Annotated in this window: 17 protein-coding genes; 16 read left to right on the top strand and 1 reads right to left on the bottom strand. The window is 45.9% G+C overall.

Annotated features, from left to right (window positions below):
• Nucleotides 1-17: 17 nt before the first annotated feature.
• The 5 genes from BTO30_RS04760 to BTO30_RS04740 all read left to right on the top strand — a co-directional run bounded on the left by BTO30_RS04760 (nt 18) and on the right by BTO30_RS04740 (nt 4,454).
• Nucleotides 18-614 (top strand): stage V sporulation protein AA, encoded by a 597-nt coding sequence (locus BTO30_RS04760; protein WP_075397574.1) that lies wholly within the window; start codon nt 18-20, stop codon nt 612-614.
• A gap of 1 nt (nt 615) precedes the next feature.
• Complete coding sequence (locus BTO30_RS04755) at nt 616-1,032, top strand: stage V sporulation protein AB (protein ID WP_075397573.1); 417 nt, start codon at nt 616-618, stop codon at nt 1,030-1,032.
• Between the two features lie 14 nt (nt 1,033-1,046).
• Nucleotides 1,047-2,465, top strand: coding sequence for a spore germination protein (locus BTO30_RS04750; protein WP_075397572.1), 1,419 nt, complete (start codon nt 1,047-1,049; stop codon nt 2,463-2,465).
• 105 nt (nt 2,466-2,570) lie between these two features.
• Nucleotides 2,571-3,890 (top strand): diaminopimelate decarboxylase, encoded by a 1,320-nt coding sequence (gene lysA, locus BTO30_RS04745; RefSeq protein WP_075397571.1) that lies wholly within the window; start codon nt 2,571-2,573, stop codon nt 3,888-3,890.
• A gap of 195 nt (nt 3,891-4,085) precedes the next feature.
• Nucleotides 4,086-4,454 carry a GNAT family N-acetyltransferase gene (locus tag BTO30_RS04740; protein WP_075397570.1) on the top strand — a complete coding sequence of 123 codons (369 nt, stop codon included), beginning with the start codon at nt 4,086-4,088 and terminating at the stop codon, nt 4,452-4,454.
• Here the strand turns inward: BTO30_RS04740 and BTO30_RS04735 are convergent.
• Nucleotides 4,449-4,964, bottom strand: a complete 516-nt coding sequence (locus tag BTO30_RS04735) for a DUF309 domain-containing protein (protein WP_075397569.1) — start codon at nt 4,962-4,964, stop codon at nt 4,449-4,451. The genes BTO30_RS04740 and BTO30_RS04735 overlap by 6 nt on opposite strands.
• Nucleotides 4,965-5,110: 146 nt before the next feature.
• Between BTO30_RS04735 and BTO30_RS04730 the strand changes: the two genes are divergently transcribed.
• The 11 genes from BTO30_RS04730 to BTO30_RS04680 all read left to right on the top strand — a co-directional run bounded on the left by BTO30_RS04730 (nt 5,111) and on the right by BTO30_RS04680 (nt 15,500).
• Nucleotides 5,111-5,836, top strand: coding sequence for a segregation/condensation protein A (locus tag BTO30_RS04730; protein ID WP_075397568.1), 726 nt, complete (start codon nt 5,111-5,113; stop codon nt 5,834-5,836).
• The gene (gene scpB / locus BTO30_RS04725; protein ID WP_075397567.1) at nt 5,833-6,417 is read left to right on the top strand and encodes an SMC-Scp complex subunit ScpB; all 585 of its coding nucleotides are present in this window, start codon (nt 5,833-5,835) and stop codon (nt 6,415-6,417) included. The genes BTO30_RS04730 and scpB overlap by 4 nt, the downstream gene beginning before the upstream one ends.
• Nucleotides 6,418-6,472: 55 nt before the next feature.
• Complete coding sequence (locus BTO30_RS04720; RefSeq protein ID WP_075397566.1) at nt 6,473-7,525, top strand: D-alanyl-D-alanine carboxypeptidase family protein; 1,053 nt, start codon at nt 6,473-6,475, stop codon at nt 7,523-7,525.
• Entirely contained in the window at nt 7,525-8,106 is a 582-nt protein-coding gene (locus tag BTO30_RS04715) for a nucleoside recognition domain-containing protein (RefSeq protein ID WP_075397565.1), read from the top strand. The genes BTO30_RS04720 and BTO30_RS04715 overlap by 1 nt, the downstream gene beginning before the upstream one ends.
• A complete protein-coding gene (locus BTO30_RS04710; protein WP_075397564.1) occupies nt 8,106-8,615 on the top strand; it encodes a spore maturation protein in 510 nt (169 codons plus the stop codon). The genes BTO30_RS04715 and BTO30_RS04710 overlap by 1 nt, the downstream gene beginning before the upstream one ends.
• A 93-nt stretch (nt 8,616-8,708) precedes the next feature.
• The gene (locus BTO30_RS04705) at nt 8,709-9,440 is read left to right on the top strand and encodes a pseudouridine synthase (RefSeq protein WP_075397563.1); all 732 of its coding nucleotides are present in this window, start codon (nt 8,709-8,711) and stop codon (nt 9,438-9,440) included.
• A 120-nt stretch (nt 9,441-9,560) separates the two neighbouring features.
• Nucleotides 9,561-10,094: a thiol-disulfide oxidoreductase ResA gene (gene resA / locus BTO30_RS04700; protein WP_075397562.1), complete on the top strand. Its 534-nt coding sequence runs from the start codon at nt 9,561-9,563 to the stop codon at nt 10,092-10,094.
• 15 nt (nt 10,095-10,109) lie between these two features.
• A complete protein-coding gene (gene resB, locus BTO30_RS04695; RefSeq protein WP_075397561.1) occupies nt 10,110-11,726 on the top strand; it encodes a cytochrome c biogenesis protein ResB in 1,617 nt (538 codons plus the stop codon).
• Between the two features lie 14 nt (nt 11,727-11,740).
• A complete protein-coding gene (gene ccsB / locus BTO30_RS04690; RefSeq protein ID WP_075397560.1) occupies nt 11,741-12,928 on the top strand; it encodes a c-type cytochrome biogenesis protein CcsB in 1,188 nt (395 codons plus the stop codon).
• Nucleotides 12,929-13,008: 80 nt separating this feature from the next.
• Nucleotides 13,009-13,725, top strand: coding sequence for a response regulator transcription factor (locus BTO30_RS04685; RefSeq protein ID WP_075397559.1), 717 nt, complete (start codon nt 13,009-13,011; stop codon nt 13,723-13,725).
• A complete protein-coding gene (locus BTO30_RS04680; RefSeq protein ID WP_075397558.1) occupies nt 13,722-15,500 on the top strand; it encodes an ATP-binding protein in 1,779 nt (592 codons plus the stop codon). Before BTO30_RS04685 ends, BTO30_RS04680 begins: the two co-directional genes overlap by 4 nt.
• Nucleotides 15,501-15,516 lie beyond the last annotated feature (16 nt).

Here is a 15,516-nt window from a genome sequence, read left to right as displayed (position 1 = left end):
AAAGCGGAGGTGCGGGTATGGATGATACAGTGTATATCAGTTTGAAACGGCACGTTCGTCTGGATCAGCGGCTCATTACTTTTTTTGATGTAGCTGATGCGCAGGCAAGTGATGATATCATACCGATTTTAGAAAAAATAATCATCAAACAAATTCCGCCTTCAGCAGGCAATATTGTGGTCATTACAGTTCTGGATGTGATTAAAGCGTTGAAAGACGCGATGCCCGAATCAAAAGTGGAGATTGCCGGAGAGACTGAAGCCATTGTCAGCTTGCAAACTGCTGTTCCTGCCGCGTCATTTTGGAAAATTGCTTTCGTTTGGATCGTACTATTTACTGGCGCTGCGCTGACGATAATGAATTTTCATGAAGATGTTTCCATGCAAAAAGTACATGTCATGCTCTATGAGATGGTGACCGGTTCCAGAGTGGATCGGCCCTTATTGCTTCAAATCCCCTATTCAATTGGACTTGGTCTCGGCATGATTTTCTTCTTTAACCGTTTATGGCAAAAAAGGCTGAATGAAGAGCCGGGACCGCTTGATTTGGAAATGTTTAAATATGAAGAAGATATCAATGGTTATCTTGCGGCAAATGAAAAGGAACAACCGTGAGATGGAGACGGTTTTGATCATTTTTTTAGGCATTGCCGGAGGGCTTGCGACAGGGGCAGGCTATGTGGCGTTTATTACCGTACTCGGTGTTATTCCCCGCCTCATGTCGGCTACAAAAACGAAGCCGTTCATTCATTTGTATGAACTGGCGCTTGTTGTTGGCGTTCTTGCAGGGACGTGTCTTCACATTTTTTCTGTACAATTGTATATTCCGGCCTTTGTAACAGCCGCGATTGGCTTGTTTGCCGGTTTATTTATTGGTATGGCTGCTGCCGCGCTCACGGAAGTCTTAAATGTGTTTCCGATTTTAGCGCGCAGAGCCGGTGTTTTTGAGCAAATAAACATCTTAATGATGGCGGTGGCACTCGGGAAAACAGCGGGTTCCCTTGTCCAATGGATATTCTTTTCCCCGCTTTGAAAGGAGACAGCATGATGAACGTTCAACCGAGTGAGATTGATGCTTTTTTGGAAAAAGAAGCCGGACTGGGGAAAAGTTTTGATGCTGGTGTACGGAGGCTGATTATTGCCGGTGAACCGCTCCATCTTTATTTTATTAATGGATTGTGTGAAACGAGATTTATTATTGAATTGATCGAATCTCTTCTCGCCATCGAGAGAAAACGAAAAGAGCCGGCGGCTGAACTCGTAAAAAATCATCTTGTGCACCAATCCGTTGAAGAAGTGACAGACAGGACGAAACTGGCACATTTTATGTTAGCCGGTCTTATTGTCATAGCCGTGCCGAACGGCTTGTTCGCAGTGGATGTCCGAAGTTATCCAGGGCGTCAGCCGGAAGAACCGGATACCGAGAAAGTCGTGCGTGGTTCACGAGACGGTTATGTGGAAAATGTTATTGTCAATACAGCGCTTACAAGAAGGAGAATTCGAAACGGCAATCTGCGTTTTGAAATGATGAAAGCGGGTTCCATGTCTCAAATGGACGTCGCCGTCGGTTATATCGAAGGGCTGGCGAACCCGGACCTTGTGGAAAAAGTCAAAAAGGAAATCCAGAACATTAATGTCGATGGTGTGCCGATGGCGGATAAAACGATTGAAGAATTTATCGTTAAACAGCGTTACAACCCGTATCCGCTCGTCCGGTATACCGAACGGGCAGATATCGGTGCAGCTCATTTACTTGAGGGGCATGTATTGTTATTTACCGATACCTCGCCAGCTGTTATGATTATGCCCGCTACGTTTCTTCAGCATTTGCAGCATGCGGAAGAGTATCGGGAGCTGCCCGCTGCCGGAACGTTTATCCGGATGATTCGCTTCATTGGGTTATGGATGTCTCTTTTTTTATTACCGCTTTGGTTTTTGTTTGCGGAACATCCAAATATGCTGCCGAAAGCTCTCGCGTTTATTGGGCCGAGCAAAGAGACGAATATACCGCTCGTTGCGCAAATATTAATTGCGGATGTGGGTATTGAGTGGCTTCGGATCGCGGCGATCCATACACCTCAGCCGCTGTCAACGGCAATGGGCCTTGTCGCAGCCGTCTTGATTGGTCAAATCGCGATCGACACCGGTCTTTTCGTTCCGGAAGTCATTTTGTATACGGCATTAGCGGCGATCGGCACATTTTCAACACCTAGTTATGAACTGGGGATAGCAAATAAAATGGTCAGGCTCTTTTTTATCATTTCTGCCGCGTTATTCGGACCAGCCGGACTTGTGATTGCCACTACTCTCTTTTTTCTGTTTCTTGTCCGTTTGAAACCGTTCGGGGCGCCATATTTATGGCCGCTTGTCCCGTTCGACGCTAAATCGTTATTTACGATATTGATACGCCGTCAGGCACCGGAACAGTCAGGAATCCCGGAAATAAACCGGTCAACTTCTGGCTGACCGGTGATTTTGTTCGTATATTGAGCGGGCCGTCAATGTGTGATATAGTACTTTTATTCTGATGCTGAATGTTGGCATGACGTTAAAAGATCGGAGCGATAAAAGATGCATACATACGGAACAGCTGCCGTGAATGATCTCGGCCATCTTGAAATTGGAGGTGTCGATGTTGTTGAACTGGCGGCGCAATACGGAACACCGCTTTATGTATATGATGTAGCGTTAATCAGACAACGGGCAAGGGGATTTAAGAAAACATTTGAGCAAATGGGTGTGACCGCACAAGTGGCCTATGCCAGTAAAGCGTTCGCTTCAGTGGCTATGATGCAGCTGGCTGAGCAGGAAGGGCTTTCACTCGACGTCGTTTCCGGCGGCGAATTATATACGGCTCAAAAAGCGGGATTTCCCGTTGAACGTATTCATTTCCATGGAAACAATAAAAGCCGTGAGGAATTGGAAATGGCTTTTGACGCAGCTATCGGCTGTATCGTTGTCGATAATTTTCATGAATTGTCTTTAATTGATGAAATCAGCCGGTCGCGTGGTCAGGCAATAAGGATTTTATTACGTATTACACCCGGCATTGAAGCGCACACTCATGACTACATTTTGACCGGACAGGAAGATTCGAAATTTGGTTTTGATTTAAATAACGGGCAGGCGGAAGAAGCGCTTGTTATAGCAATGGAAAAGCCATTTATTCATGTGCTTGGTCTGCACTGCCACATCGGCTCGCAAATTTTTGAAACAACCGGTTTCACGCTTGCGGCCGAAAAAATTATCGGCAAACTGGCTGATTGGAAAGAGCGTCTTAAGTTTGAAGCGACGGTATTGAACCTTGGAGGCGGCTTTGGCATACGCTATACATCAGAAGATGACCCGCTGGAGCCGGCTGCCTATGTGGAAGAAATTATCCGGAAGGTGCAGGAAGAGTCTTCGCGTCTCGGCATGATCATGCCGGAAATTTGGATCGAACCTGGCCGCTCCCTCGTTGGCGATGCCGGTGTCACGATTTATGAGACAGGGTCTGTGAAAGATGTCCCGAACGTACGTAAATATTTAGCGGTTGATGGCGGGATGAGCGACAATATTCGTCCAGCTTTATACGAGGCAAAATATGAAGCTGTCCTTGCCAATCGTGTCAATGATCCTGTTGAAGAAACAGTGTCTATTGCGGGGAAATGCTGTGAATCCGGCGATATGCTTATCTGGGATTTGCCGCTGCCAAAAGCAGAAACAGGGGATCTTCTGGCCATGTTCTGTACGGGCGCATATGGCTATTCGATGGCGAACAATTATAATCGCATCCCGCGTCCGCCTGTTATTTTCGTTGAAAATGGCGAAGCAAAAGTGGTGATTCGCCGGGAAACATACGATGACCTTATTAAACTCGATTTGCCTCTGCAATTGACGCAAACGAATTGAGGGTGGCAATCATCATGAAAAGTAATGTGATTCTGCTCATTTTGTTAACGTTGATGGCGATTGGATGGGGCTTGTACTATTGGTTTTTTATTGTAAATTAAAGGAAACCTCTTGCGGTTGCAGGAGCGTTTTAGTAATATAGTAAGCGTGACGGTATTACGCAGGTAAATCCTGCTAATTGAAGAGGGATTTTATATGCTGATTCGATACAAGAAATCGTTTAAGAAAATTGCGATGGGATTGCTTTCGTACATGCCGCAGGAAAAAGAACTGCGTACGCTTCAGGAAACAATCGAGTCTTACGAAACAAGCGATGAACGACAGTTGTATTTATGGAAGATAGACGAGGATATTGTGGGCGTCGTAGGAGTTGCAGCCGATAACAACAAAGTCGAAATTTTACACATTGCCGTCAATCCTTCTTATCGCGATGAAGGAATCGGAACGGAAATGATTGCGGCGGTAACAAAAGCGCATCCGGATCAAGAAGTAGTTCCCGGTGAGGCGACAACCCGCTTTTTCGAAAAATGTACAAAAGAAGCCGGAAAAGGCAGCCGTTTATAACGGCACCTTCCCGGCTTTTTTTAATTCAATGGCTGATTGCCGCGCTTCGATGACATCAGAACGATCCCGCAGTTTATGCTTTTCGGATAAAAATAGTTCATTCGGTTCCGGTTCAAATGTTTCGGCAAACAAGTCAAATTCATCGGCAAGCTTTGTGTCTGAAATCGGAATGGGCAGGGGTTTAAACGGCATGCCGTCTTCAAGGCGGGCAGCCGATTCGCGAATCGCTGCTGTAAAACGGCCGGCATCAATGCCAAGACGGGCAAGCTCGGTTTGTTTCTTTGAAAAGCAGTCAATGGCTTTGGCAGCCATCCGTTTTGCCCCATTTATGTTGCCGCGCCGATAATGATACAAATAAACAGCCGATTGAATGAGGCCCACCCAGACGGAATCACGTGCGCCGTCTGTTTTTTTCCAATGTTCTTCTAACAGCTCATGGCACTCAAAATAATCACGATCAATATGGAAATGTGCCAGAAAAGCAAGGTATGGCACAGGATAAGTATACATCAATTTTCCCCCAGTCAGTCGGTCGGATTTAATTTCAGTTTATCATGCATTCCCTTTATTCTCAACCAGAAAACGCTGAAACTGAATGTGAAATATACTATACTTTAAATGATGCAATAAAGGCTATGGAAAACAGGAGATCCCAAATGGAATATAAAGTGAAAATTGATTCGTTTGAAGGGCCGCTGGATTTGCTTCTTCACTTAATCAATAAATTAGAAATCGATATTTACGATATACCGGCCGCGGAAATTACGAATCAATATTTATTATATGTAAACACGATGCATCAGCTCGAGCTGGATGTGGCGAGCGAATATCTTGTCATGGCTGCGACGCTGATTGCCATGAAAAGCCGGTCACTGCTCCCGGACCATTCATCAGATGAAGATGAATATTTAGAGGAAGAAGACCCGCGTGAAGAATTGACACGCCGTCTCATTGAATATAAAAAATATAAAGAAGCAGCCATTAAGCTGCAGGAGCGGGAAGAAGAACGGACAAAATTATTTTCCCGCCCTCCAGCAGACGTGCTGTTCGCGCCGTCCGGTGAAGGCCCGCTTAATGTGAGCATTTACGATATGCTCGGCGCTTTTCAAAAAATGACAAGAAGGAAAAAAATGGCTGTCCCAAGGCAGGCGACCGTCCGCCGGGAAGAAATTTCGGTTGAAGCGAGAATGGAGGTACTGCTAAAAACGCTGAAGGAAGCAAAAGAACCTGTTCTGTTTGAAGATTTATTTCAGTCAAATGAACGGGATGAGCTCGTTGCCAGTTTTTTAGCGCTTCTTGAGTTAATGAAACAAAATGAAATTACAGTGACACAGCAAGGGAATTTTGCTGATTTGTATGTTATATCTGGAGGAAAGCAATGACAAACGAAAGTATTATCGAAAGCCTTTTATTTGCCGCTGGTGACGAAGGACTTTCAGCGGAGCAGATGGCCTCTGTTCTGGATGTCGATGTTCAAACCGTCCGGAACGTGGTGGAGCAAATGGCTGAAACCCTTTTGCACGATGAAACACGCGGTGTGACCATTACGAAGTACGGTACAGAATACAGGATGATGACAAAAAAAGAAAACGCATCGTTTATTCAGGCTCTCGCAGACAAACCGTCACCAAAAACCTTATCACAAGCCGCACTGGAGACGCTGGCCATTATCGCATACAATCAGCCGGTGACGCGCATGGAAGTCGAGGATATAAGGGGTGTGAAAACGGAGCGGCCGATTGCGACACTCGCAGCCCGCGGCTTAATTGAAGAAGCAGGCCGTGCGGAAGGAGCAGGACGGCCGATTTTATACGCTACAACCAATGAATTTCTTGATGCATTTCAATTGAACAGTCTGGATGACCTGCCGCCGCTTTCTGAAGGAGAAGTGTCGATCCAGCAGGAAGCGGATTTATTTTTCGGCAGGTTTGAGGAAGCAATGGATGAAATGGCAGAAGAATAATCATGAATGTCTCCTTTTTTTCATAAAGTAGTGAAAAAAGGGAAGGAGCGGACACATGGTAAAAAAGCTGTTGATCATTGCTGCTGCGATTATATTATGCATCGCCGCCATCCCGTCCAAAGCTGCTGCACAGCCGTTTGTTTCAGCGCGAAATGCAGTGTTGATGGATATGGACAGCGGCCGCGTAATCGCATCTAAATCGGCTCATGAACGGCGGCCGATTGCCAGTATTACGAAAATCATGACCGCACTTTTGGCCATTGAATCCGGCCGGTTGCAAGAGGAAGTAATCATACGCGAGCAGTCCGTGCAGGTGGAAGGGTCAAGTTTGTATATGGAAAAAGGCGATTCATTAACGCTGGAAGAGTTAGTGTATGGGCTTATGCTTCGTTCCGGGAATGATGCCGCCATGGCAATTAGTGAATTTGTCGGCGGCAGTACACCTGAATTTGTGGCGATGATGAATCGGAAAGCGAAGCTGATCGGCATGAAAAATACGGTTTTTATGAATCCGCACGGTTTGGACGATCCGGGACATCATTCGACGGCTTATGATATGGCGCTGCTGACTGCTGAAGCGATGGACAACCTTGAATTCCGGAAAATCACCGGCACCGTTTCATACAAAACGAAAAGCCGTCCGGTGCGAGTATGGGAAAATAAACATCGTCTTGTCAGAGAAGGCGGACGGATTACAGGAGGCAAAACCGGTTATACAAAAAAATCGGGGCGTACCCTCGTCACAACGGCAAAGCAAAATGGTCTTGAGTTTGTCGCGGTGACACTCGGGGCGCCGGATGACTGGCGTGACCATCAGGCTCTTTTTGATGATGGTTTCACATCCTATAATCGTGTTACTGTAGTAGAAAAAGAACCATTCCAAGTCCCGGGGGAACGCGATTTTTTTTATGCGAAGCAAACAGTGCGTTTTCCGTTGACGAAGGAAGAAAAAAAGAATGCATACGTCCGTATCATTTTGAATAAGGATAAGAAAAAGAACCGGGCGGAGCTTTGGATTGGTGAAGAAAAACAGCTGGATGTGCCGATTTACCGGTCTGAAACCCGCGAAAAATCCTTTTTTGAAAAAGTGAAGGAGGTGCTGCGCTAATGGTCAGTGCAGCGTTCGCTTTTTTATTGTTATCCGGTTTCGTATTTGCGGCGGTTAATGGGACGATGGCGGAAGTCAACGAAGCGCTTTTTCAGTCTATGGAGCAGTCTGTTCAGCTTGCACTTTCTCTTGGTGGTGTAATTCTTTTTTGGACAGGCGTTATGAAAACAGCTGAAGCAGCCGGACTCGTCCGCTCCCTTGCTGCTATTGTTCAACCGCTCCTCAGCCGCCTGTTTCCCGAAATTCCTCATGGTCATCCTGTCTTCGGATTTATCGCATCAAATATGGCGGCTAACTTTTTCGGCCTTGGAAATGCGGCAACACCAATCGGTTTAAAAACGATGAGGGAGCTGCGCCGATTAAATGAGGACCGGGATACAGCAAGCCGGTCGATGATTACGTTTCTTGCCTTAAATACAGCCGGTGTCACGCTTATCCCGACGACTGTGATCGCCCTTGGCATCTCCCACGGCGCTGAAAACCCCGCTGATATTATCATGCCTGCGTTTTTGGCGACCATTTTGTCCGCCTGCTTTGCGATCATCATCGACCGGTATTATGCGCACAGAAGGAACCGATAATGGCGGCGTGGCTTATTCCGCTCATTATCGCTGTGGTGATTGCAGCCGGATTATACCGGGAAGTAAATATTTACACGGCTTTGACAGATGGGGCAAAAGAAGGGATGCAGACATGGGCCGCCATTGTGCCGCATTTAGTGATTATGATGGCCGCAGTCGCAGTATTTCGGGCATCCGGTGCTGCTGACTGGATCGCTGGCCTGCTGCAGCCGGTCACCTCACTCGTTGGCATTCCGCCCGAGGTCGTCCCGCTTGCCATCATCCGGCCGATTTCCGGATCTGCTACACTGGCCATGCTCGATCAGATCATGCGTGAATTCGGTCCTGATTCCTATATTGCAAAATTGGCGGCGGTCATGCAGGGAAGCACCGATACAACGCTGTATGTGCTTGCCATTTATTTCGGTGCAGCCGGCATTAAAAAAACGGGTGATGCGCTGAAAATCGGATTGCTTGCAGATGCTGCCGCTTTTATAGCCGCTGTTTTCGCAGTTGCCTGGCTCTTATAGCCAGGTTTTTTTTCATTTCTGTTTTCTTTCCCTTTTGCGTTATTTATGACATAATGCTTTAGGGTATTTAAGACATATTTAGAGGTGAAATAGATGGAACGTCTGCAAAAAGTCATTGCACAAGCCGGTATTGCTTCACGGCGAAAAGCGGAGCAGCTTATTCAAGAAGGAAAAGTGACAGTCAATGGTAAAACGATTACCGAACTCGGCACAAAAGTCGGTTTGAATGATGAAGTAGAAGTAGAAGGGGTGCCCCTTGAGCGGGAGCGGAAAGTCTATTATTTGTTTTATAAACCGCGCGGCGTTATCTCGGCGGTAACGGATGATAAGGGGCGTAAAACAGTAACGGACTTTTTTCCTGAAGTGGAAGAGAGGATCTTTCCGGTCGGCCGCCTTGATTATGATACATCCGGTTTGCTTCTCATGACCAATGACGGCGAATTCGCTAATTTAATGACACATCCACGATATGAAATGGACAAAACGTATATTGTCAAAACTGAAGGGATTGTGCAGCGTCACTTGTTGAAACGGCTTATGAGCGGCATTAAACTGGAGGACGGAAAAACGGCGCCGGCAAAAGTCAAAGAATTGTCGATTGACCGTAAGAAAAATCGCTCGCTGCTGGAAATGACAATTCATGAAGGCCGTAATCGCCAGGTGCGCCGCATGTTTGAAGCGATTGGGCATCCTGTTCAAAAGCTTCGCCGCGACCGGTTTGCGCATTTAACACTGCATGGACTAAATGCAGGTGAGTACCGGGAATTGACCACACATGAAGTGAAACAGCTTCGCACACTTGCTGAAACCGGCTCACTTCGCTAGTTCATAAAACTGTCACATAACAGATAGACGCTATTTTCTGCAAATTCGACAAGTAGTGATATAATGTACGTAGTTTTCAAACATGCCGGCATTGTTGAACAATGGAGTGGAGGTTGGCAGATGGATAAAAAGAAAAAACGGCTGTATATGCGAACAGCGATTCTTGCGATTCTGGCCGGTCTGGTCGTTTACACACTGTATACGAACTTGACCAGGGAATCACGCGGAAACCTTGAGGCAGGAGATCAAGCTCCTGATTTTGTCTTAACGGATCTGGACGGTGAACAGCACCGTTTGTCGGATTATGAAGGAAAAGGGGTCTTTTTAAATTTCTGGGGCACATGGTGTGAACCGTGCAAAAAAGAAATGCCTTATATGGAAAAATTGGCGAAAGAATATGAGGGACAAGTGGAAGTATTAGCTGTAAACGTCGGAGAATCAAATTTTCAAGTGAAGAACTTCGCGGAGCAGTATGGGTTGACATTCCCGATTGCCATTGATAAAGGCAAAGAAGTACAGGAAACATACGGGATTAATCCGCTTCCGACAACGTTCATGATTCTGCCGGATGGGACAATTGATCAAATTGTCACGGCTGGCTTAACGGAAGAGCAAATTAGAGCGTTGTTTGAAAGTGTGAAACCATCATCGTAAAGGGAGTTTTAAAGTATGGGGAAAGTAAAGTGCGAATGCGGGCATGTCAATCCGCGCGGCACGATTTTATGTGAATCGTGCGGCCGTGCGCTGACCGAGGAAGCAAAAAAAGAGAACCTCGTCGATATGCGTTATGAAGGGAGTGCCCGTCGCTCGCAAACGTACAACAAGACGATTATTGATAAAGTGTGGAACTTTTTCTCCTCTGTAAAAGTCGGGATCTGGATCATCGTGTTAATTCTTGTCGCCGCTTCGTTTGGTACGATTTTGCCGCAGGAATTTTATATTCCAAGCAACATTCCGGCTGAAACGTACTATGAAGACGTGTATGGCACTTTCGGAAAATTTTATTATATGATCGGGTTTCATGATTTATACAACTCTGTCTGGTTTATCGCCCTTATTGCCGCACTTGGGGTGTCGCTTGTTATTGCCAGCTTGGATCGTGTGATTCCGCTGTATCGGGCGCTGAAAACACAGCGCGTTGACCGGCACGAATCGTTCATGAAAAAACAGCGTCTTTTTGCGGAACAGAAGGCTTCTTTACAAGCGTCTGATCTGGAAAAAGTACGTGAAGAGCTGAAAAAGAAACGATATAAAATCCGGGAAGAAAACGGGGCTCTTCTCGCCGAAAAAAATCGTTTTACAAGATGGGGCCCGTATGTGAATCATGTAGGGCTCATCATCTTTTTATTCGGTGCGATGCTCAGATCCGTACAGGGGATGTATATTGATGAACTGCTCTGGATCCGGGAAGGCGAAACGCTGCAGATTCCGGGCACCGATGGGGAATATTACGTGAAAAACGATGGATTTACGCTTGAAAATTATAAGCAGGGCGAAGATCTGGAAGTATTTAACGAAGCGATTGACCGCGTCGGGACGGTCGCGAAAAACTATCAGACAGATGCCATTTTATACCGTGATGAAAATAATGATCTTCCCGGAGCAGAGCCTGAATTAACGGAAGTTCTGCATGATGATATTCAAGTAAATCAGCCGATGAAATTTGAGAGCTTTGCGGTCTATCAAACAAGTTACCGCCAAGACGAAATGAAGGCGATGCATTTTGCCTTAACGAACAAAGAAACCGGCGAAGAATTTGGTGAAGTGGTCGTTGATTTGTTTAATCAGCAGGAAACGTATGATCTTGGCAACGGCTATAAAGTAGAACTGCTTGGTTATTATCCCGATTTTGATGGTTTTACGAAAGAAGGAGAACCGACGTCGAGATCACCTTTGCCAAACAAGCCGGCCTTTTTGTTCAACATGATTTCTCCGGAAAAACCGGACGGCGAAGTGAGTTTTGTTGAAATTCAAAACACAATGGAACCGCTTGGTGAAACAATGTACAAAATGAAGTTCAAAAATCTGGAAACACGCGATGTGTCCGCATTGACCATCCGTAAAGATTTAACGTTGCCTATCCTTGGCATCGGCGGGATTATCTTCATGATCGGTGTCATTCAAGGTTCTTACTGGAACCACCGCCGCATCTGGATTCGTGAGAAAGATGGTCATATTTACATAGCCGGCCACACGAATAAAAACTGGCACGGTTTAAAAAGGGAAATTCATGCCGTTCTTGATGGCACGGCAATCCCGGAGCCGGAAGATAGACAAAAGGATTAAGGAGGCAATTCTCGATGTCGGAGTTAGCAGGAATAAGCAGTGCGCTGCTGTACGCAGCCTTTATTTTATATTTAGTCGGCACCTTCCTTTTTGGTGGATCGATCCGCCAAAAAGGGCTGCGTGATGGCGATCAGTTAAACCGGTGGGGGAAATTAGCCATTACGGTGACCATTATCGGATTTATCGCGCAGCTCGGTTATTTTATTACGCGCTGGGCAGCGGCAGGTCATGCACCGGTCAGCAACCTGTTTGAATTTACCACGTTCTTTGGCATGATGGTTATCGGAGCCTTTATTTTGATTTTCTTTATTTACAAAACCGCTGTACTTGGCTTGTTTGCTTTACCAATCGCCATTATCATCATTGCCTATGCCAGCATGTTTCCGCGGGAAATCAGCCCGCTTATACCGGCCCTTCAAAGTGACTGGCTGCATATTCACGTCACAACAGCCGCAGCAGGGCAGGGGATTCTGGCTATCAGTTTTATTGCCGGAATTATTTATCTTGTGAAAAATATCGATCAATCCATCAGTACGAAAAAAACGAAGTGGCTTGAAGCAGTGATGTTTTTAATCGTATCTGTTGTCGGCTTTATTTTGATTACAACCGGATTTGCATTGTCGGATTATAAAGCGGAATTTGAATATGTAAACAAAGAAGATGCAGCGGCGGTGCAGGAATTTAACGTGCCGGCACTTGTCGGTCCGAATGAAGGGGTCTTGATCACGGATGGGAAAATGAATCCTATTGTGGAAATGCCTGCCTTTATCAATGCGAAAAAATTAAACACCGTTCTCTGGTCACTAGGCGCAGGGGTCATCCTATATGTGCTCATCCGCCTTATAACAAGAAAACGTGTTGCCGCATTATTGCAGCCGCTTGTCCGCAATGTAAGTTCCGATTTGCTGGATGAAATCAGCTACCGCTCTGTTTTGATTGGTTTTCCGGTCTTTACACTTGGCGCGCTTATATTCGCTATGATCTGGGCACAGATCGCCTGGACGCGCTTTTGGGGCTGGGACCCCAAAGAAGTTTGGGCGCTCATTACATTTTTATTTTACGCAGCCTTCCTTCACCTCCGCCTGTCAAAAGGATGGCACGGTGAACGATCAGCTTGGCTTGCGGTCATCGGCTTCGGCATTATCATGTTTAACCTTGTTGCTGTTAACCTGGTTATTGCCGGCCTGCACTCGTATGCATAAGAAAATGTGTCTCCGTTTTTGGCGGGGACATTTTTTTATATTATAATGAGAGATATAGTGTGTATTGGGAGGGAACGTTTTTGGAGAAAGAAATGAAGATTTTAGTGGTGGATGATGAAGAGCGCATTCGCCGTTTGCTTCGCATGTATTTAGAACGTGAAAATTATATCATTGATGAAGCAGCGGATGGGGAAGAAGCACTGGCGAAAGCAACAGAAGGTGATTACGACTGCATTTTACTTGATTTAATGATGCCGGGCAAAGATGGAATTGAAGTATGCCGCGAATTGCGTGAGACGAAAGCAACCCCTGTGATTATGCTGACGGCAAAAGGGGAAGAAGCAAACCGTGTACAGGGCTTTGAAGTGGGCACGGATGATTATATAGTAAAGCCGTTCAGTCCGCGCGAGGTCGTGTTGCGGGTGAAAGCGCTTTTGAGACGTTCATCGCCGACTTCGTATTTGCAGACTGACACAAAATCAAAAGATTTAATTGTCTATAAACATTTAACGATTGATAACGACGCTCACCGCGTGACAGCGGATGGTGAAGAGGTAAATTTGACGCCAAAAGAATACGAGCTTCTCTATTTTCTTGCTAAATCACCGGATAAGGTATTCGATCGGGAACATTTGCTTAAGGAAGTATGGCATTACGAGTTTTTCGGTGACTTGCGCACAGTAGATACACATGTGAAACGGCTGCGGGAAAAGCTGAATAAAGTATCGGAGCAAGCCGCAAAAATGATTGTGACCGTTTGGGGCGTCGGGTACAAATTTGAGGTCGGAAATGAATGAAAATATGGCGAAGTGTTGTCGGGAAGCTATGGATTACAATCCTGCTTCTCGTTTCATTTGTCCTGGCATTTTTAACCATTTTGCTGCTTGAGTTTTTTGAAAGCTACCACATTACACAAGTGGAACAGCAGCTGGAAAATACAGCGGAAAAAATAGCGGCTGTTATCGCCGACCATGAAAATAAAGAAACGGGTTTTGAAGTTGCTTGGGAGCTTGTGGATGGCCCTGCCCACGTAATGATTGCCGAGAATGAAAATGTATTTCATTACTCACCGTTTGAAACGGAAGAAGCAAAAATCAGCAAAGAAACGATTACCAGTGACCCGACGTTATCGGCTGTTTTTAAAGGTGAGCAAAAAGTGAAGGCTGAAATTCCGGTTGATGAAGGCTCACGTTCAGACAGCCGCTATGAGAATTCGTTTATCGTGGGTGTGCCTTTCGAAATGAACAGCGGTGAAAAGAGCGCTGTTTTTATTTATCAATCGCTTGAAGTGATGAAAGAAACGACTGAGCAGACAACGAAACTCATTTTGGCAGCGGCCGGTATCGCGATTGTATTAACGACCATTTTTGCCTTTTTTTTATCGACGCGCGTAACCGCTCCGCTCCGGAATATGCGTGAAGCAGCAACGGAATTGACGCAGGGAAATTTTGATACGAAAGTGCCGATCTTAACAAATGATGAAATTGGTGCGTTAGCGACATCCTTTAATAAAATGGCCTATCAGCTGAAAGGAAATATTCATGCCCTCAATCAGGAAAAAGAACAGCTTTCCAGCATCTTAAGTTCAATGGCGGACGGAGTCATCACGCTCGATCAAAATGCGAATGTGCTTATAACAAATCCGCCGGCACGGCAATTTCTGCATGACTGGCAGTTTGAAAAAAAAGCAAGCGGTTATGAAGGGGAAGTACCTGTATTGTTAACGGATTTATTTAAGGAAGCGGTAAAAACGGAAACAGAACAGGAAGGCGAACTGACCATGCAGGGGCGATCATACGTGATCATCGTCAGCCCTCTGTATAACGATGAGTCTGTCCGCGGGGCTGTTACGGTCGTCCGGGATATGACAGAAGAACGGCGTCTTGATAAACTGCGTGAAGATTTCATTGCAAATGTATCGCACGAACTCCGGACGCCGATTTCAATGATGCAGGGATACAGCGAAGCGATTGTCGATGACATTGCGGCAACAGAAGAAGAAAAACGGGAAATCGCGCAAATTATTCATGAAGAATCACTGCGGATGGGTCGTCTTGTCAATGAACTGCTCGATCTGGCCCGGATGCAGGCAGGGCACATTACGTTAAATAAGGAAGAAACGGACATTGAGCCGTTTTTAATCCGTGTGACCAATAAGTTTCAAGGAATTGCAAAAGAAAAAAACATACAATTGTCAGCAGAGACCAGTCACTCCCATATGCCGGTATCCATTGACGAAGACCGGATTGAGCAGGTGCTGACGAATTTAATTGACAACGCTCTCCGCCACACTCCGGAAGGCGGCCGTGTAACGGTTGTTCACGAATTGAAAGAGCAATTTCATTTGATTCGAGTGGAAGATTCAGGTGCCGGCATCCCGGAAGAAGACTTGCCGTTTGTATTTGAACGTTTTTATAAAGCCGATAAAGCACGCACGCGTGGACAAGCAGGCACAGGTCTCGGTCTGTCCATTGCGAAGAATATTGTTCACGCACACGGCGGTACAATTAAAGTACAAAGTCATCTTGGACATGGGACCGTTTTTTTCTTTACGATCCCGCGGCATGCTTGAAGAAAAACAGCTGTCA

It is taken from the genome of Domibacillus antri, from assembly GCF_001936625.1.
Taxonomy (GTDB): Bacteria; Bacillota; Bacilli; order Bacillales; family Domibacillaceae; genus Domibacillus; species Domibacillus antri.
This window is presented reverse-complemented; position numbering and strand designations above follow the sequence as displayed.